Below are 17,701 nucleotides of genomic sequence, written 5' to 3'. Positions count from 1 at the left end.
TATTAATTCATAATTATTTTAAACGGATGTTTTAAACCTTTGTACGAATCTAAATCAGCATCAAGGGAACCAACCGCAAGATTTGCTTCTATTTTAACAGGAATTTTATTTGCATCGTCACTCACCCAAAAAGTAAGACTTTCCTTCTCTTTAAAAACTCTTCCAGCCATTACATACGGCCTGAATTTTAAAGTAGCAACTTTACCAAATTTGGTTTTAATCACCTCCCTGCCAAGAAACCTCAATTTAAAATCCATATTCTCATCATCTATAAAAAGATTGAGACGCATTTCATCTCCAGGCTTAAGTTCGTCGTTTTTAATATTGTTGCGAATATAATAAAATGCCGATAACATATCGTGAACATTTGGCTTGGTAGTGTAGGTATGATTTTCATTATGTTTTCTATCAAAAACATATGCCTTATTATCACGGTGATCAAAGTCTATTTCCAGGTCCTTGGTATAGCCACCTTCATTAATCTTCCTAATAAACTTATAGGGCATTCCATTCTGTCTATCTATAAAGGTCTGGTAGTCATCGTCTACCTTAAAAAACCAATGCAACAAACCGGTAGATTTACCCCTGCCTTTTATATGATAAACAGGCTCACCCTCAAAATTGGTTTCATCAACTTCTAAAGTGGCGTAACTTGCATTAAAGGGCCCATAATGTATGCGGAATTTAAACCATTCTCCGGCACCAAATGCAGATTGAGGTTGCGCCTGAAGCACCATGCCGGTAAAGAGAAAGAGGAAGATTGTAAATAAACTTTTTTTCATACCAAATTTTTAAATACTGATTTACAGTAAGAATATTTACAATTTCTATTCCAAATGTATTAAAAGAAAAAACCCCATCAAATTAATGATGAGGTTTTTGTCTTATTAACCAACTAAAACTTAAATTATGAAAAAAATTTATTACATTATTGGTAACCACTCCAAAAATGCGAGCGCAAAATTCTACATTTATCAGAGTAATAACAACAAGAAAATTAAGTTTAACACAATAATTTTAGAAGATATTATTTTTTAACAAATAATCATTATTAACCTATTTTTTTTATGATTATTGCAAAGTTCCTCGCAAGTCCTGTTCTCTTTCTATCGCCTCAAATAACGCTTTAAAATTCCCTTTTCCAAAAGATTGAGCTCCTTTTCGCTGAATAATCTCAAAGAACATTGTTGGACGATCTAAAACAGGCTTGGTGAAAATCTGCAATAAATAACCTTCATCATCCCTATCTACAAGCACCCCAAGTTCCTTTAAAGGCTCAAGATCTTCATCAATTTCACCTACTCTATCTAATAAAGTATCATAATAGGTATCCGGTACGTATAAAAATTCTACGCCGCGATCCCTAAGCTGAGTTACTGTTTCTATAATATTATCTGTTGCCAGTGCAATATGCTGCACACCTGCGCCATTATAAAAGTCTATATATTCTTCTATTTGAGATTTTTTCTTTCCTTCAGCAGGTTCGTTTATTGGAAATTTAATTCTACCATTTCCATTACTCATTACTTTACTCATTAGCGCAGTATAATCTGTAGAAATATCTTTATCATCAAAAGAAACCATTTGCGCGAAGCCCATTACTTTTGCATAAAAATCTACCCACTTATTCATCTCGTTCCAACCTACATTCCCAACCATGTGGTCTATATAATTTAGACCTGTATCTGCTGCCTTCACTTTAGTGGCATAAGCCTTATAACCTGGCAAAAAGGGTCCTTCGTAATCTTTTCGTTCAACGAATAAATGAATGGTTTCTCCATAAGTATGAATTCCCGAAATCACAGCTTTTCCATGTTCGTCTTCCATTTCGTAGGGCGCCACATAAGATTCTGCACCACGTTTTGTGGTTTCCTCATAACTCTTTCTGGCGTCATCCACCCAAAGCGCAACCATTTTTACTCCGTCTCCATGCTTATTTATGTGCTCATTAATATCACCTTCCGGTTGAAGTGGGGAAGTAAGCACAATTCTAATTTTGCCTTGTTGCAAAACATAAGAAACACTATCCTTTCTTCCGGTTTCCAATCCCGAATAGGCTACCGGCTGAAACCCCCAGGCATGCTGGTAGTAATACGCCGCCTGCTTGGCGTTGCCAACATATAGTTCAACAAAATCTGTACCCAGGATAGGAAGAAAATCTTCAGCATCCTGCATTACCTTTTCTAATTTTAGTGATGTATTATCAGTACTCATTTTAATGTTTTTTATTGCTAATTTTTTAATTATAAATTTTAATGATTTTCATCCAACCAGGATTTATGGTAGGTTTCATCGGCAATTTCCATCGCATCTTCAGTAAGCATTAACGGCTTAAAGGTATCTACCATCACCGCCAATTCTTCGGTTTCAACCTGGCCAATACTGCGTTCTACGGCTCCCGGGTGCGGCCCGTGTGGGATTCCCGCCGGGTGCAAAGAGATATGGCCGGCTTCAATATCGTTTCTACTCATAAAATCACCATCAACATAATACAATACCTCATCACTGTCTATATTACTGTGGCTATATGGCGCCGGAATACTCTCTGGGTGATAATCGTATTTACGTGGGCAAAAACTGCAAACCACAAATGCATCGGTTTCAAAAGTTTGGTGTACCGGTGGCGGCTGGTGAATTCTACCCGTTATTGGTTCAAAATCGTGAATAGAAAAAGCATAAGGATAGTTATATCCATCGTAACCTACCACATCAAATGGATGGGTAGCATAAACCATATCAAATATTTCACCTTGCTTTTTTACTTTAATAAGAAAATCGCCTTTTTCGTCGTTTGTCTCCAATTCATAAGGCTGTCTTAAATCACGCTCGCAAAACGGGGAATGCTCTAACAATTGTCCAAACCAGTTTCTATAGCGTTTTGGCGTATAGATTGGTCTTCTGGATTCTACTATAAATAAACGATTATCTTCGTCATCAAAATCTATTTTATAAATAGTTCCCCGCGGAATTAATAAGTAATCACCATATTTAAAATCCAGGTTACCCAGGTGTGTTCTTAATTTCCCGGTTCCTTTATGAATAAAAAGTAATTCATCTGAATCTGAATTTTTATAAAAATAATCGTCTGTAGAACCTTGAGGAGAAGCCAGCGTGATATCTACATCACTATTGGTTAAAACCACTTTACGACTTTCAAGATAATCTGGATTCGGTTTTACCTGGAATCCTTTAAAACGATAAGATTTTATATTGTTCTCGGCAGCTATTTTAGGTTTTACGCTATAACTTCCTTTTACTTCCTTTACCTGAGTAGGACGATGTTCGTGATAAAGATTAGAAGACATCCCATCAAAACCAATAGTACCAAAAAGTTGCTCGTAATAAAGACTGCCATCTGGCTTTCTAAAAACCGTATGACGTTTATGAGGAATTTTACCGAGTTTATGATAAAAAGGCATAATCTGATATTTTTAATTCAACCCCCAATTTCAAAAAGAATATTGAGAATTTGTTATTTTTTTTGGAATTAATTCATCTTAAAACAAATATCGGTAATTTTTAAAGAAATATTCTTAAAACATCTCTAAAAACCGGAAAGGAAAGTTCAAACTGTATAAGCGAAAACCGAAAGAATTTAAATCATTGATTTACTACAATTACTAAAACCAAAAGCCCAGGCTAAAAAACCATTGACTAGCTTTAATTTCGGGAGAATAGGTATATTTCAACTCCAATGGCCCCATAAAGGTGTCTATACCGTAGCCAAGTGCATAACCCGTAAAATCTGGAGCTGTGAACCAGGTTCCAGAGGAGTATAACCTATTGCCTACATTGGCAATATTGGCTCCAAAAATCAAGTGATTTTTTCTAAAAATTTCATAATCAAACTCCAGGAGACCTTTAATATAACTATCTCCAGAAAGGCTAATAAAATCGTATCCGTAAAATGGAACAAAATTATTAATAAGATTATTGCCGTATCCACCCAGGAAAAAATCTAGTGTATTACCTCCGTTATTTCCTATTTTAAATCCGGCTTCAGCCACCATCCTTATAGAAAATTTATTAAAGGGAGAGAAAGCATACCCTAGCGTTCCTTTGGCTATAGAAAATTCAGCAAAATCGTTATTGTAGTCTGAAGAAAATAAATAAACATGAAAATCTCCATCAAAATAAATTCCGCGGGATGGGAAGTATTTATTATCGTAAGAATCGTATTTTAAATATCCAAAAGCACTATAAAAATGGCTGTTTTCAAAGAGCGTATTCTCATCAATATCATCACTGGGATCGCTCAAGGTTTCTGAAGCAATCCTCAAGTATTTATGCTCAGCCCCAAGCCCAAAAGAGAAAACCTGCTTAAACAAAGTCTCTGCATAAATCTGGTTCGTGAAATCGCGGTAATCTACATCTATTCTATTTATACCAATATCTTCTAACTCGGCATTCTCACGAGCAAAATTAAAAGAAACCGGGTGTTCAAATTTGTTATAGCGTGATTTAAGCCCTATACTCCAATAGAAACCTTTATCTATATAATAATCAAAGTTATATCTAAATTGATCCCCAACTACGATATCCAGAGAAGCAACATCGTTAGAAAAAAGCAAGCTTTTACGAGTATAATTTATTAAGGCTCCAATATTATAAAGTTCGTCATAATGCAGCCCCAAACGCAAAAGACTTTTATTTTCACTCTCTTCCATTTTCATGGCAAGGGTATAAAGGCCATCATCATTATTGGGAATTAACCGGTAGTTAATTCTATTGAAATTACCGGAAGCAGAAAGGTTATTAATCCCCTTATTTAAATCCTTAAGCGTAAAATCTGTAAAATAATTGAGTCGCAATTTACCCATAATATAGGATCGCGGATAGGTATTATTACCCTCTAAAGTTAGCGTACTTATTTGAAGGGTATCTACTGTAGAAATCTGCACTTTTTGACGGTTTACACTTTGCCGCTCAGCCAACTTTTTAAGCTCTTCTTTTCTTTCTAAGGCGGCAACCCTTCCAGAATCTATAATCGCTTCCCCTTTTTCGAAAGACAACACCGAAAAGGAACTAATATCGGGATTGATATAAATATCGGTTTTAGGAATTTTTTCTTTCATTTCACTTATCGTGCGAAAGTTGCTAATTTGAGTAAGAATATCAAAAACGCTGCGCAAATCATCCCTATCTACCAGGCTATCTTGCACATCTACCCCTATAATTACTTCTGCCCCTCTTTTTCTAAGTTCTTCTACCGGATAATTATTAGCCACCCCACCATCTGTTAATAATCTCCCATCTATTTTAACGGGACTAAAAACAGAAGGAATTGCACCACTTGCAGAAACAGCCTGGGCAAAAGACCCCTCATCTAAAATCACTTCTTCTCCGGTTTCTATATCTGCCGCTATACAAAAGAACGGAATAGGTAATTTGCTAAAATCATCTACATTCCCCAAATGCATGGTAAGCTGGGACATCAAATTGTAAATATTCTGTCCCCTGGAAAGGCCCGATGGTAAACCAATTTTAAAATCATCAAAAGGTAAACTTAGCGCGTATTTTTCTGAATCTTCTTTTTCGTAAAAGGATTTTGCGCTACGCGGAATATTATCCTGAATTAGAATATTGAAATTAGTCTCGTGAAAAATAGAATCTAATTGGTGCGCTGTATAACCGGAAGCATACAAACCGCCAATGATAGCCCCCATGCTGCTTCCACCAATATAATCTATTCTAACCCCAGCTTCTTCAATAACTTTTAAAGCTCCTATATGGGCAAGACCTTTTGCCCCACCACCACTTAAAACCAGGCCAACTTTTAAATCTTCCTCACCCTGGGAAAAGCCAGGAAGGGCTAAAAACAAAAGAAATAAAAGCAGTAGTTTTCTCATTTATTTATAAATTTCAAAAGCTTATTCGGGCTCTTTCTTTGTCTTATAATGGTTGAAAATTATCCCGGCTTTAGAAACTCCAATCACTTCGGCCAGTTCTTTTTCTGAAGCTTCTTTTATTCGCTTTACCGATCTAAATTGTTTTAATAATTCTACCACGGTTTTCTCTCCAATCCCGGCAATTTCTTCCAGCTCTGTATTTAACGCACTTTTACTTCTTTTGTTACGATGAAAAGTAATTCCAAACCTATGCGCTTCATTACGCAATTGCTGAATAATCTTTAAGGTTTCAGACTTCTTATCTAAATAAAGTGGAATAGTATCTCCCGGATAAAAAATCTCTTCCAAACGCTTAGCAATACCAATAATAGCTATTTTTCCACGTAAACCCAGATCTTCTAAAGCTTTTACCCCAGAAGAAAGCTGACCTTTTCCGCCATCAACAATAATTAACTGAGGTAGGTCTTCTCCTTCGTTCAGCAAACGTTTATACCGTCTAAAAACCACCTCTTCCATAGATGCAAAATCATCTGGCCCCTCTACGGTTTTGATATTAAATTTACGATAATCTTTCTTACTTGGTTTTCCATTTTTAAAAACCACACAGGCTGCTACAGGGTTTGTTCCCTGTATGTTGGAATTATCAAAACACTCTATATGTGTGGGCTCCACATTAAGACGAAGATCCTCTTTCATTTGCGCCATAATCCGTTTCACATGCCTGTCTGGATCTACAATCTTCATTTGCTTAAAGCGCTCCTGGCGGTAATATTTGGCATTGCGCTGTGATAATTCTACAATCTTCTTTTTATCACCTAGTTTTGGGATGGTTACTTTCACATCTTCCCCTGCATCAATTTTAAAAGGAACATATATTTCTTTTGAATTAGAGCTAAAGCGCTGCCGTATTTCGGTGATTGCCAATTCCAGCAGCTCCTCATCGGTTTCATCCAGTTTTTTCTTCATCTCTATAGTATGCGACCTGATAATAGCACCGTGAGAAAGCTGAAGAAAATTCACATAGCCATAACCTTCATCTGAAACTATAGAAAACACATCTACATTCGTGATTTTTGGATTCACCACGGTAGATTTAGACTGATAATTCTCTAGAACGTCTATTTTATTTTTAATACGCTGCGCATCTTCAAATTCCATGTTTTCAGCGTGCAGTTTCATTTGTTCCCTAAATTGTTGCAAGGATTCTTTAAAATTTCCTTTTACAATCTGCCTAATTGCCTCAATATTACTGTTATATTCTGCTTCAGGTTGTTTTGCTTCACAAGGACCTTTACAATTCCCTAAATGGTACTCAAGACAAACTTTATATTTTCCATTCCTTATTTTTTCTTCGGAAAGGTCATAATTGCAGGTTCTAAGTTTATACAAGCCCTTAATAAGGTCCAGTAATGTGTTTACTGTTTTAAAACTGGTAAATGGCCCATAATATTCACTGCCATCTTTTACTAATTTCCGGGTAGGAAAAACCCTTGGAAAGCGTTCATTCTTAATACAGATCCAGGGATAGGTTTTATCATCTTTAAGCATCACGTTAAATCGCGGCTGGTGCTTTTTTATAAGATTGTTTTCTAAAAGTAGCGCATCGGTTTCAGATTCTACTACAATGTGTTTTATCTCCCTGATCTTTTTAACCATCACGCCAATACGATGACTATCATGGCGCTTGGTAAAGTAGGAAGTCACCCTTTTTTTAAGGTTCTTGGCCTTCCCTACATACAGTATCTTTTGGTTTTTATCGTAATATTGATAGACTCCAGGGCTACTGGGCAAAGTTTTTAATTGTACTTCTAAAGCTGGCGTTTCCATCTTCCCAAAGGTAGAATTTATTATGCGTAGCTTTAAAAATTACAACGGCTTGTAAATGTTAAATTTATATTAAAGAAAACTTTAAAAGCCAGATAGCAACCTCATTTTAGGAGTTAATGGCCTTAAATTTTATAATTTCTATAAAAAGATTGGATGTGTATTTTATTACCTTGCGGTATGGATAAAACAGTAATTGGGCGTTTTGACAAAGCAGACTTCCCTGCCTTACACTTAGATGATATTGCTATTAAAATTGACACCGGTGCTTATACTTCATCCATTCATTGCGAAAATATTTATGAGAATGATGGCGTTTTAGAATGCACATTCCTTGACGAAGAGCACCCGCTGTACAATGGGAAAAAATTTACTTTTACTGATTATGATATTGTTTTTGTGCGAAGTAGCAATGGCATTATTCAAAAAAGATATCAGGTAATATCTACTATTAAAATTTTTAATAAGGTCTATAAAATTTCGCTTTCTTTGTCGTCACGACAGGAAATGAGGTTCCCGGTACTAATTGGCCGAAAGTTCCTTACCAAAAAATTCATGGTAGACACCGAGTTAACTGACGTTTCTTACAATCTTAAACAACAATGAAAATAAAAATCCTTTCGCGTAATAGTCATCTTTATTCTACCAAACGACTTGTAGAAGCCGCTACCAAACGCAAACACGAAGTAGAAGTTATAGATCCACTAAAATGTGATATCGTAATTGAAAAACGTAAACCCAATATTTATTATAAAGGCGCTTATATAGAAGGAGTAGACGCTGTGATACCAAGAATAGGTGCTTCTGTTACTTTTTACGGTACTGCGGTAGTGCGACAGTTTGAGATGATGGGAGCATTTACCACTACAGAATCTGAAGCCCTAGTAAGAAGCCGTGACAAATTAAGAAGTCTGCAAGTACTTTCCCGTGCAAAAATTGGATTACCAAAAACGGTTTTCACCAATTACTCCAGAGATGTTTCAGGAGTAATTAAACAAGTTGGCGGAACTCCTTTGGTTATAAAGTTATTAGAAGGAACCCAGGGAGTTGGTGTTGTTCTAGCCGAAACTAAAAATGCTGCTGAATCTGTAATTGAAGCTTTTAATGGTCTACAAGCTCGTGTAATTGTACAGGAGTTTATTAAAGAAGCAAAAGGTGCTGATATTAGAGCCTTTGTTGTAGATGGCCACGTAGTTGGTGCGATGAAAAGACAGGGTAAAGAAGGTGAGTTTAGATCTAATCTTCACCGCGGTGGTACTGCTGAAGTTTTTGAACTTAGCGACGAGGAGGAAATTGCGGCCGTAAAAGCTACTAAAGCAATGGGACTTGGGGTGGCCGGTGTAGATATGCTACAGAGTACCCGTGGCCCATTAATTCTTGAAGTAAACTCTTCTCCGGGATTAGAAGGCATTGAAAAAGCTACAGGTAAGGATATCGCAAAATCCATTATAAGATATATAGAACGGAACATTTAGTCTATGGCAAAAATAACCAGTGACAATGTTCTGGAAATCCTGGGAGAGAAGGTAAAGCCGGGAAAAAGCGCCACTATTAACTTTAATATGGCCAAACTTTACACCACGACCTCGGTGGAAGTGCCGGTTATTATTGAACGCTCTAAAAAACCCGGACCGGTAGTTTTAATTACCGCAGGAATTCACGGAGATGAAATTAACGGGGTAGAAATTGTTCGACAAATTATTTCTAAAGGAATCAACAAGCCTCAAAAAGGAACCGTTATTTGTATTCCCGTAGTTAACATCTTCGGGTTTCTAAACTTAAGACGGGAATTTCCCGATGGCCGTGATTTAAACCGAATGTTCCCGGGAACAAAACACGGCTCGCTTGCCAGCCGTTTCGCATTTCAGTTTGTTAAGAATATATTGCCTTTGGCTAATTTTTGTATTGATTTTCATACCGGGGGTGCCAGTAGGTTTAACGCCCCGCAAATACGGGTGAAACGCGGCGATGAGCAAAGTCTTAAGTACGCTCGCATTTTTAGCGCTCCGTTTACCATACACTCCAAAACTATCACAAAATCTTATCGTGAAACCTGTGCTAAAAAAGGCATTCCGGTGTTGCTTTTTGAAGGCGGGAAATCACAAGACAGCAACAAAGATGTAGCGAAACACGGCGTAGAAGGCGCCATGCGTATTCTGAGCTTTTTAGAAATGCTAAATCCAAAATTTGAATATCCAGATCCTATTGTGGAGACAGTAGTGATTGAAAACACCAATTGGATGCGTGCAAAATACAGCGGTCTTTTACATATGAAAATTCCTTGTGGCAAACATGTTGAAAAAGGGGAATATATTGGCACTATAACCGATCCTTACGGCAAGTTTAGACATAAGATAAAAGCTGTAAATACAGGCTATGTAATAAATATAAACGAATCCCCAATTGTATACCAGGGGGATGCCGTTTTTCATATTTCAGCTCCAAAAGATGAATAAAGCAGACTTACGAAAAAAATACAAAAATTTACGTTTAGAACTTTCCGAAGAAGAAATAGAGCAGCTAAGTCTTGAAATTGCTAATAGGCTCCTACAGCTACCTATATGGGAACAAGAATTCTATCATCTTTTCTTAAGCATCGCCGAACAAAAAGAAATTGATACCGAAAACGTTTTACATATACTGCAGGGCAAAGACAAGAATGTGGTACTTTCTAAAACCAATATCCAGGAAAATAAATTAGATCATTTTTTACTTACTGATAGTAGCGTAATTAGAAAAAATAGGTGGAATATCCCCGAACCCGAAGGTGGCATCCCAATTGCCCCACAACAGCTAGACGTGGTTTTTGTTCCTTTATTAGCCTTCGATGAACATGGACATCGCATTGGTTATGGCAAAGGTTTTTACGATAATTTTCTTAGTGAATGTAAAGCAGATGTGATAAAAATTGGGCTTTCATTTTTTGAAGCCGAGCCCGAATTTAAAGAGGTTTTTAGCAGTGACATTCCCCTGGATTACTGCGTTACCCCGAATAAAATATATAGCTTTAAATATTAGGGAATTAAGAAGTATTCTGTTATTTTTAACAAAACTTTCGCCCCTTTAATGCTAAACGACCTTCAATTAAACAGCATTCTTGAAGATTTTGATATCGCTTACTGGAAGATCAATCTTCTGAGTAAAGAGGTAACCTGGTCAGAACATTTCAATACCCTCGTTGGCAATCCCGAATTTTCTGAATCTCATTTTGAATTTTTTCTGAAAGAAATTCTGCATCAGGACTATCGCTACGACTTCAGAGTTTATTTCGATAAACTAACAGAAGAAAATGAAGCTTTCAGCATTGAGCTTAAACTTAAACTTAGTAATGGAAAATACCGCTGGTTTGAATGCCGAAACCTCAAAAACAAGGAAAATAATAAGGAAACAGCTGTACTGCTTTTTGTAAACATCCATCAAAGCAAACGCGACCAGTATACTATTGAAGAAAATTTTTTCTATTACCGTGAAACCGCACAAATGACCAACACCGGCGGTTGGTATATAGACACGGTAAACAAGAATATTTATTGGGATAATGTTACAAAAAAGATCATAGACTGCCCCCTGGATTATCAACCACCTTATGAAGAACATTATAAATTCTACGCCCCCGAGGAACATCCAACCGTAACGTCTGCTTTTGAAAAGTGTGAAAAATACGGCATCCCTTTTAAGGTAGAGTTAAAAATGCAAAATCTTTATCATAAAGATTTTTGGGTGCGCGCTACCGGAAAACCGGTTTATAACGAAGAACAGGACATCATAGGAATACGTGGTGTTTTTCAGGACATTAATGAGCAAAAAAATAATGAATTGAATTTACAAAATTCCCTGGATATTATAGCCACTCAAAACTCCAGGTTATTTAATTTCGCCCATATTGTTTCCCACAATTTGCGTTCCCACAGCAGCAATCTATGCCTAATCGTAGAATTGCTAAAAGAAGCAAAAACCGATGCAGATAAAATTGAATTAATTCCTAATGTAGCAGACATTTCGGAAAATCTTGATTCGGCTATAAATCAGCTAAATGAAATTGTAAACAGACAATCACTTTTGCGCAAGGAACGCCGAATTGTATCCTTTAAAAAAGCATTAAGTGGGGTAATGGCTTCAACTTCATCTTTAATAAATCGAGAAAATGCAAAAATCGTAGCTGAATTTCACAAGCTTAAAGAAATTAGCTATATCCCTGAGTATCTTGAAAGTATTTTACTAAATTTAATCACAAATGCCATAAAATATAAACATCCTGGAAGAAAACCGGTGATTTTTATTCAAACCTATATTAAGAACGAAACTTCGTTTTTGGAAGTTAGCGATAATGGGTTAGGCATTGACCTGGATCAATATGGTGATAAGATGTTTGGGATGTACAAAACCTTTCATGAGAACCTGGATTCACGAGGAATTGGACTTTTTATAACTAAAAACCAGGTAGAGACACTTGGTGGTTCAATCTCGGTAACCAGCACTGTAGATGTAGGCACTACATTTAAAATTAAGTTTTAAAAACTAAACACTAATTCTCATGGGGCAAAAAGTAGAATTGGCGTGTATTATTGACGACGACAAAATATACGTGAACCTGGTTAAGAAGATTATAGAGATTAAAAAACTCTCAAATAATCTTTTGATTTTTAAAAATGGTAAAGAGGCTTTAGATCATTTCAAACTGATTCTGGAAAATGCTAGCGAAGAGATACTACCCGACATCATTTTTCTTGATATCAATATGCCAATTATGGATGGCTGGGAGTTTCTAAATGAATTTATTAAGATAAAGAATATCTTCGATAAGAAAATAACGCTTTATGTTGTGAGTTCTTCTATAGACCCTCGAGATCTTGAACGAGCAAAATCTTTTAACCTGGTAACAGATTATTTAATAAAACCTATAGAATTAAAGAAATTCGAGAAAATTTTTGACCGCAACGGCCACGCTGCAGCTTAACTATTTTATTTTGCTTCTTCTTCCTTAGGAAAAGCACGTTTATTAAATAGCAAAAGCAATATAACACCCGCACTAATTGCGGTATCGGCTATATTGAATACGGGCTCAAAAAAGGTGAAATAATTCCCACCCCAGAAAGGAATCCATTCGGGTAAATTACCCTGCCATAACGGGAAATATAACATATCTACCACTTTACCATGAAATAAAGTAGCGTAGCCGCCCTGTGCCGGCATAAATTCAGCTACCTGACCATAACTATCATTAAAGATAATCCCATATATCACAGAGTCTATAATATTACCCATAGCTCCTGCGAAAATTAAGGCTATTGCAGTTATTAAAATCCTGGAACCGTTTTTTCTAACAGAGTCCCACAACCAGTAACCAATACCAACAATGGCCACCAGCCTAAATAGGGTAAGAAAAAGCTTTCCATATTCCCCGGGTATTTTTGTACCCCAGGCCATGCCTTCATTTTCTACAAAAAGAATTTTAAACCAATCAAAAACAGGAACTTCCTCGCCTAGCGAGAAATTTGTTTTGATATAAAATTTCGAAATTTGGTCTATTAATAGTACCAAAACGATAATAATACTCGCTTTTTTTAAGGACATGAACTTTATGGAATTTAATAAAGTCGCTAAAATACTAATATTATTTAGTTTTTAGCCGGTTATAAATCAGCTTACAATAAACAGATTAATCGTTAAATAAAACATCCCTAAGCATAAGCCAAGGGATGATATATAAATACAAACAGAAAGCTATTATTTCTGCATATTTTTAGCTTCAATACTTAAGGTAGCATGCGGCACCAATTTTAAGCGCTCTTTCGCGATTAGTTTTCCTGTTACACGGCAAATACCATAGGTTTTATTCTCAATACGGTTTAGTGCATTTTTTAGATCTCGAATAAACTTCTCCTGTCTAATAGCCAGTTGTGAGTTTGCTTCTTTACTCATGGTTTCACTACCTTCTTCAAAAGCTTTAAATGTAGGTGCGGTATCATCTGTACCGTTGTTTCCATCATTTTTATAAGCATTTTGATAAATCTCTAATTGCTCCTGTGCGTTAGCAATTTTACCCTTTATGAGGGCTTTAAACTCCGCTAATTCAGCGTCGTTATACCGCTCTTTTACTTCAGTTGCCATAATTCTTAATGTTTTTTAATAAACATTTTAGTAGTAATGTCGTCAAAAGCTACCTCGACTCCCTCTTTTACTACCTCTGCAAATTCGAGACTTGCAGTTAATGTTTCATTTTTGATATAGGTTATATTTTTGTTCACGGCATTCTCGACTATACCGTCTCTTTGTAGGGTCACTTCAATGGTATCGGTAACTTCAAATCCAGAATCTTTTCTTATATTCTGTATCCTATTCACCAATTCCCTGGCAATTCCTTCCATTTTTAATTCTTCAGAGATACTAACGTCTAAAGCTACCGTAATATTACTACTACTAGCAACTAACCAACCTTCAATATCCTGGGAAGTAATCTCTACCTCTTCAGTAGCTAATTTAATCATTTCTCCGTTAAGATTTATGGCAATTTCCCCTTCGCGCTCTATCGTTGCAATATCTTCGGAAGTTAAATTGTTTATCTCATTGACTACCAGCTTCATATCCTTTCCAAACCTTGGCCCAAGAACCTTAAAATTTGGTTTTATTTGTTTTATTAGTAGTCCTGAAGCATCATCTATAAGTTGAAGTTCTTTTACATTTACTTCAGACTTTATCAAGTCCTCAACCGCCTTAATTTCTTCACGTTGCTGCTCGTCAAGCACCGGAATCATTACCCTTTGCAGCGGTTGACGCACTTTTATCATTTCCTTCTTTCTAAGCGATAAAACCAATGAAGAAATAGTTTGAGCCTTCTCCATTTTTCGCTCTAAAGATTTATCAACAAACTTATCATCATACTTTGAAAATTCAGCCAAATGTACCGATTCAAAGTTTTCTTTATGTGTACTCTTGTTTAAGTCTTTGTAAAGTCTATCCATAAAGAAAGGCGCCACCGGCGCTCCCAGTTTGGCCACTTCAACTAAACAGGTATAAAGGGTTTGATATGCCGAAATTTTATCTTGTTGATAATCGCCTTTCCAAAACCTTCTTCGGCTTAGACGCACAAACCAGTTACTAAGGTTTTCCTGAACAAATTCTGAAATTGCACGGGTTGCCCTGGTAGGCTCGTAATCGGCATAGAATTTATCTACTTTCTCAATGAGCGTATGTAATTCTGAAAGTATCCAACGATCTATCTCGGGTCTTTCTGCTAATGGAATATCTTCTTCTTTATAAGTAAAATTATCAATATTCGCATATAAAGTGAAGAACGAATACGTATTGTAAAGCGTACCGAAAAATTTACGGCGCACCTCAGCAATTCCCTCAATATCAAATTTTAAATTATCCCATGGATTGGCGTTAGAGATCATATACCAACGCGTGGCATCTGGCCCGTAAGCCGCAAGTGTTTCAAAAGGATCTACTGCATTCCCAAGACGTTTGGACATTTTTTGTCCGTTTTTATCTAAAACAAGTCCGTTAGAAACTACGTTTTTATAAGCTACATCATCAAAGATCATAGTAGCGATAGCGTGAAGGGTATAAAACCAACCTCTGGTTTGGTCAACGCCTTCGGCTATGAAATCGGCACTAAAAGCCCCCTGGCCCCTAAGGGGAGTTTTGGCTAAAGTTTCTTCAATTTGGTCAAGTACTCCTTCCAGATTCCCGATCACTTCATCATTTGTAAATCGTATAACACTATACCCAAGATTGTCTTTTAAATATTTACTCCTGAATTCATCATTTTCTCTAATTTCAGGATCACTATGATAGCCACCATCTACTTCAACAATAAGCCCTTTTGCTAAACAAACAAAATCGGCAATATATTCATCAATAATATGTTCCCTTCTAAATTTGAAGCCATCTAATTTTTTCCCTTTTAAACCTTCCCATAAAATACTTTCAGCTTCGGTAGGGTTGTTTCTTCTATTTTCAGCTTTCTCTTTTAATAAATGATAAGAAGATTTCCTAGACGTCTGATAGTTGGGAGAAAGTCCCCCTTTGGGGGATTTAGGGGGCATTTCAAATGGATAATGCCATTGTGCATAAGGCATAGAACCAGAATCGAACCAAACATCTATTAGATCGGCTTCGCGTTTCATTGGTTTGCCGGAGTCTGAAACAAGCGTAATTTCATCAACTACATTCTTATGAAGATCTACCAATTCGTAGTTTTCTTCACTCATATTTCCGGGTTCAAAACCTTCAAAAATATCTTTATCCATAAAGCCGGCTTTAACCGACTTCGCCATTTCTTCTTTCAATTCTGCAATAGAACCAATAAGTTTTTCCTCTTTCCCTTCTTCGGTTCTCCAAATTGGCAACGGAATTCCCCAATAACGACTTCTGGATAAATTCCAGTCGTTCGCATTGGCCAACCAGTTTCCAAAACGGCCTTCCCCGGTAGATTTTGGCTTCCAGTTAATGCCTTTATTCAATTCGTGCATGCGTCCCTTGAATTCGGTGACTTTTATGAACCAGGAATCCAGCGGATAATACAAAATAGGCTTATCGGTTCTCCAGCAATTTGGATAGCTGTGAACGTATTTTTCTACTTTAAAAGCACGATTTTCTTCTTTTAGTTTAATTGCCAATTCAACGTCTACAGATTTCTCCGGAGCCTGGCCTTCATCATAATATTCATTCTTCACATACTTCCCGGCAAATTCACCCATTTCTGGCCTGAATTTCCCCTGAAGATCTACCAGCGGCACTAAATTTCCGTTATCGTCTTTTACCAAAAGTGGAGGAACCGGTGGTTCAGCTTGTTTGGCCACCATAGCATCGTCTGCACCAAAAGTTGGCGAAGTATGCACAATTCCGGTACCGTCTTCTGTAGTCACAAAATCTCCCGAAATTACACGGAAAGCATTTTCAGGATTTTCTGCAGGTAATGCATACGGCAACAACTGCTCAAATTTTATCCCAACAAGGTCTTTTCCTATAAAAGTTTCCCCGATTAAAAATGGTATCTTTTTATCGCCTTCAGCATAAGCTTTAAGTTCCTCTTCCGTTTCAACTTCGGCAAACTTTTTATCGAATTGGGCCTTAGCCAGTGCCTTCGCAACCAGAATAGTGATTGGCTTAAAAGTGTACTGATTATAAGTTTTTACTGAAACATATTCAATTTTTGGCCCTACGGTTAAGGCAGTGTTAGAAGGTAAGGTCCAGGGTGTGGTGGTCCAGGCGATTAAAAATGCGCCTTCCAGGTCCTTTTCAACCGAAGCCGCTGAAGCATCAGTAATTTTAAACATTGCTGTGACCGTGGTATCGGTCACATCCTGGTATGTCCCGGGTTGATTAAGTTCGTGAGAACTTAGTCCCGTTCCCGCTTTTGGCGAATACGGCTGTATGGTGTAACCCTTATAAATAAGGTCTTTTTTATAAATTTCGGAAAGCAGCCACCAAACTGTTTCCATATATTTTGATTTATAGGTCACGTATGGATCTTCCATATCTACCCAATAGCCTATTTTTTCGGTAAGGTCGTTCCACACATCGGTGTAACGCATTACCGCATTTTTACAGGCATCATTATATTTTTCTACGGAAATTTTAGTACCAATATCCTCTTTGGTAATCCCCAGTTCTTTTTCAACGCCAAGTTCTACAGGTAAACCGTGAGTATCCCAACCGGCTTTACGTTTTACCTGAAATCCTTTTTGGGTTTTATAACGACAAAAAATATCTTTAATAGCTCGCGCCATTACGTGGTGAATTCCCGGAAGTCCATTTGCCGAAGGTGGCCCTTCAAAAAACACAAACGGCTCTTTGCCTTCCCGAGTAGAAACACTCTTTTCAAAAATATCGTTTTCCTTCCAGTAACTTAAAATTTCTTCTGCTACTTTAGGTAAGTCAAGTCCTTTATATTCAGGGAACTTATTGCTCATTTTTTCAAAATTTCCAATGAGTCGCGAAAATAATCAATTTTAAGAAAAGAGCAGGTCAGAAAAACGGAAAAAGCTACCCCAAAACTAATCCGCATAAAATAAAAACCA

General features: G+C 36.8%; 14 protein-coding genes. 6 read left to right on the top strand and 8 right to left on the bottom strand.

The genetic code is table 11. The annotated features are described in order from the left end of the window. Window positions 1-2 precede the first annotated feature (2 nt). From B5X51_RS07595 to uvrC, 5 genes are all read right to left on the bottom strand, one after another. The gene (locus tag B5X51_RS07595; RefSeq protein WP_079720520.1) at window positions 3-782 is read right to left on the bottom strand and encodes a DUF3108 domain-containing protein; all 780 of its coding nucleotides are present in this window, start codon (window positions 780-782) and stop codon (window positions 3-5) included. Window positions 783-1,071: 289 nt separating this feature from the next. Continuing rightward, window positions 1,072-2,214 (bottom strand): 4-hydroxyphenylpyruvate dioxygenase, encoded by a 1,143-nt coding sequence (gene hppD, locus B5X51_RS07590; protein ID WP_079720518.1) that lies wholly within the window; start codon window positions 2,212-2,214, stop codon window positions 1,072-1,074. A 38-nt stretch (window positions 2,215-2,252) separates the two neighbouring features. Continuing rightward, window positions 2,253-3,419, bottom strand: a complete 1,167-nt coding sequence (locus tag B5X51_RS07585) for a homogentisate 1,2-dioxygenase (RefSeq protein WP_079720516.1) — start codon at window positions 3,417-3,419, stop codon at window positions 2,253-2,255. Between the two features lie 201 nt (window positions 3,420-3,620). After that, window positions 3,621-5,849: a patatin-like phospholipase family protein gene (locus B5X51_RS07580; protein WP_079720514.1), complete on the bottom strand. Its 2,229-nt coding sequence runs from the start codon at window positions 5,847-5,849 to the stop codon at window positions 3,621-3,623. A 21-nt stretch (window positions 5,850-5,870) separates the two neighbouring features. Then, entirely contained in the window at window positions 5,871-7,676 is a 1,806-nt protein-coding gene (gene uvrC, locus B5X51_RS07575) for an excinuclease ABC subunit UvrC (RefSeq protein ID WP_079720512.1), read from the bottom strand. 177 nt (window positions 7,677-7,853) lie between these two features. Between uvrC and B5X51_RS07570 the strand changes: the two genes are divergently transcribed. The 6 genes from B5X51_RS07570 to B5X51_RS07545 are packed head-to-tail and all read left to right on the top strand — an operon-like array spanning window position 7,854 to window position 12,630. After that, a complete protein-coding gene (locus B5X51_RS07570; protein ID WP_079720510.1) occupies window positions 7,854-8,279 on the top strand; it encodes an ATP-dependent zinc protease family protein in 426 nt (141 codons plus the stop codon). Next, window positions 8,276-9,148 carry a 30S ribosomal protein S6--L-glutamate ligase gene (gene rimK / locus B5X51_RS07565; RefSeq protein WP_079720508.1) on the top strand — a complete coding sequence of 291 codons (873 nt, stop codon included), beginning with the start codon at window positions 8,276-8,278 and terminating at the stop codon, window positions 9,146-9,148. The genes B5X51_RS07570 and rimK overlap by 4 nt, the downstream gene beginning before the upstream one ends. 3 nt (window positions 9,149-9,151) lie before the next feature. After that, a complete protein-coding gene (locus tag B5X51_RS07560) occupies window positions 9,152-10,129 on the top strand; it encodes a succinylglutamate desuccinylase/aspartoacylase family protein (RefSeq protein WP_079720506.1) in 978 nt (325 codons plus the stop codon). Further along, a complete protein-coding gene (locus tag B5X51_RS07555; RefSeq protein WP_079720504.1) occupies window positions 10,122-10,691 on the top strand; it encodes a 5-formyltetrahydrofolate cyclo-ligase in 570 nt (189 codons plus the stop codon). Before B5X51_RS07560 ends, B5X51_RS07555 begins: the two co-directional genes overlap by 8 nt. A 48-nt stretch (window positions 10,692-10,739) precedes the next feature. Continuing rightward, a complete protein-coding gene (locus tag B5X51_RS07550) occupies window positions 10,740-12,188 on the top strand; it encodes a PAS domain-containing sensor histidine kinase (RefSeq protein ID WP_079720503.1) in 1,449 nt (482 codons plus the stop codon). A 19-nt stretch (window positions 12,189-12,207) separates the two neighbouring features. Further along, the gene (locus B5X51_RS07545; protein WP_079720501.1) at window positions 12,208-12,630 is read left to right on the top strand and encodes a response regulator; all 423 of its coding nucleotides are present in this window, start codon (window positions 12,208-12,210) and stop codon (window positions 12,628-12,630) included. A gap of 5 nt (window positions 12,631-12,635) precedes the next feature. Here B5X51_RS07545 and B5X51_RS07540 read toward each other — a convergent pair whose 3' ends face one another. The 3 genes from B5X51_RS07540 to ileS all read right to left on the bottom strand — a co-directional run bounded on the left by B5X51_RS07540 (window position 12,636) and on the right by ileS (window position 17,593). Beyond that, a complete protein-coding gene (locus tag B5X51_RS07540; RefSeq protein WP_079720500.1) occupies window positions 12,636-13,247 on the bottom strand; it encodes a lipoprotein signal peptidase in 612 nt (203 codons plus the stop codon). A 153-nt stretch (window positions 13,248-13,400) separates the two neighbouring features. Beyond that, window positions 13,401-13,784, bottom strand: a complete 384-nt coding sequence (locus tag B5X51_RS07535; RefSeq protein ID WP_079720498.1) for a TraR/DksA family transcriptional regulator — start codon at window positions 13,782-13,784, stop codon at window positions 13,401-13,403. A 5-nt stretch (window positions 13,785-13,789) separates the two neighbouring features. Then, complete coding sequence (ileS, locus tag B5X51_RS07530) at window positions 13,790-17,593, bottom strand: isoleucine--tRNA ligase (protein WP_079720496.1); 3,804 nt, start codon at window positions 17,591-17,593, stop codon at window positions 13,790-13,792. Between the last annotated feature and the right edge of the window lie 108 nt (window positions 17,594-17,701).

Origin of the sequence: Salegentibacter holothuriorum (genome assembly GCF_900168045.1) — a bacterium.
GTDB lineage: Bacteria > Bacteroidota > Bacteroidia > Flavobacteriales > Flavobacteriaceae > Salegentibacter > Salegentibacter holothuriorum.
This window is presented reverse-complemented; position numbering and strand designations above follow the sequence as displayed.

What these genes read in the sequence shown, in the direction of transcription:
- B5X51_RS07595 (WP_079720520.1), bottom strand. Translation starts at nt 782, where the DNA reads ATGAAAAAAAGTTTATTTACAATCTTCCTCTTTCTCTTTACCGGCATG.
- hppD (WP_079720518.1), bottom strand. Translation starts at nt 2,214, where the DNA reads ATGAGTACTGATAATACATCACTAAAATTAGAAAAGGTAATGCAGGAT.
- B5X51_RS07585 (WP_079720516.1), bottom strand. Translation starts at nt 3,419, where the DNA reads ATGCCTTTTTATCATAAACTCGGTAAAATTCCTCATAAACGTCATACG.
- B5X51_RS07580 (WP_079720514.1), bottom strand. Translation starts at nt 5,849, where the DNA reads ATGAGAAAACTACTGCTTTTATTTCTTTTGTTTTTAGCCCTTCCTGGC.
- uvrC (WP_079720512.1), bottom strand. Translation starts at nt 7,676, where the DNA reads ATGGAAACGCCAGCTTTAGAAGTACAATTAAAAACTTTGCCCAGTAGC.
- B5X51_RS07570 (WP_079720510.1), top strand. Translation starts at nt 7,854, where the DNA reads ATGGATAAAACAGTAATTGGGCGTTTTGACAAAGCAGACTTCCCTGCC.
- rimK (WP_079720508.1), top strand. Translation starts at nt 8,276, where the DNA reads ATGAAAATAAAAATCCTTTCGCGTAATAGTCATCTTTATTCTACCAAA.
- B5X51_RS07560 (WP_079720506.1), top strand. Translation starts at nt 9,152, where the DNA reads ATGGCAAAAATAACCAGTGACAATGTTCTGGAAATCCTGGGAGAGAAG.
- B5X51_RS07555 (WP_079720504.1), top strand. Translation starts at nt 10,122, where the DNA reads ATGAATAAAGCAGACTTACGAAAAAAATACAAAAATTTACGTTTAGAA.
- B5X51_RS07550 (WP_079720503.1), top strand. Translation starts at nt 10,740, where the DNA reads ATGCTAAACGACCTTCAATTAAACAGCATTCTTGAAGATTTTGATATC.
- B5X51_RS07545 (WP_079720501.1), top strand. Translation starts at nt 12,208, where the DNA reads ATGGGGCAAAAAGTAGAATTGGCGTGTATTATTGACGACGACAAAATA.
- B5X51_RS07540 (WP_079720500.1), bottom strand. Translation starts at nt 13,247, where the DNA reads ATGTCCTTAAAAAAAGCGAGTATTATTATCGTTTTGGTACTATTAATA.
- B5X51_RS07535 (WP_079720498.1), bottom strand. Translation starts at nt 13,784, where the DNA reads ATGGCAACTGAAGTAAAAGAGCGGTATAACGACGCTGAATTAGCGGAG.
- ileS (WP_079720496.1), bottom strand. Translation starts at nt 17,593, where the DNA reads ATGAGCAATAAGTTCCCTGAATATAAAGGACTTGACTTACCTAAAGTA.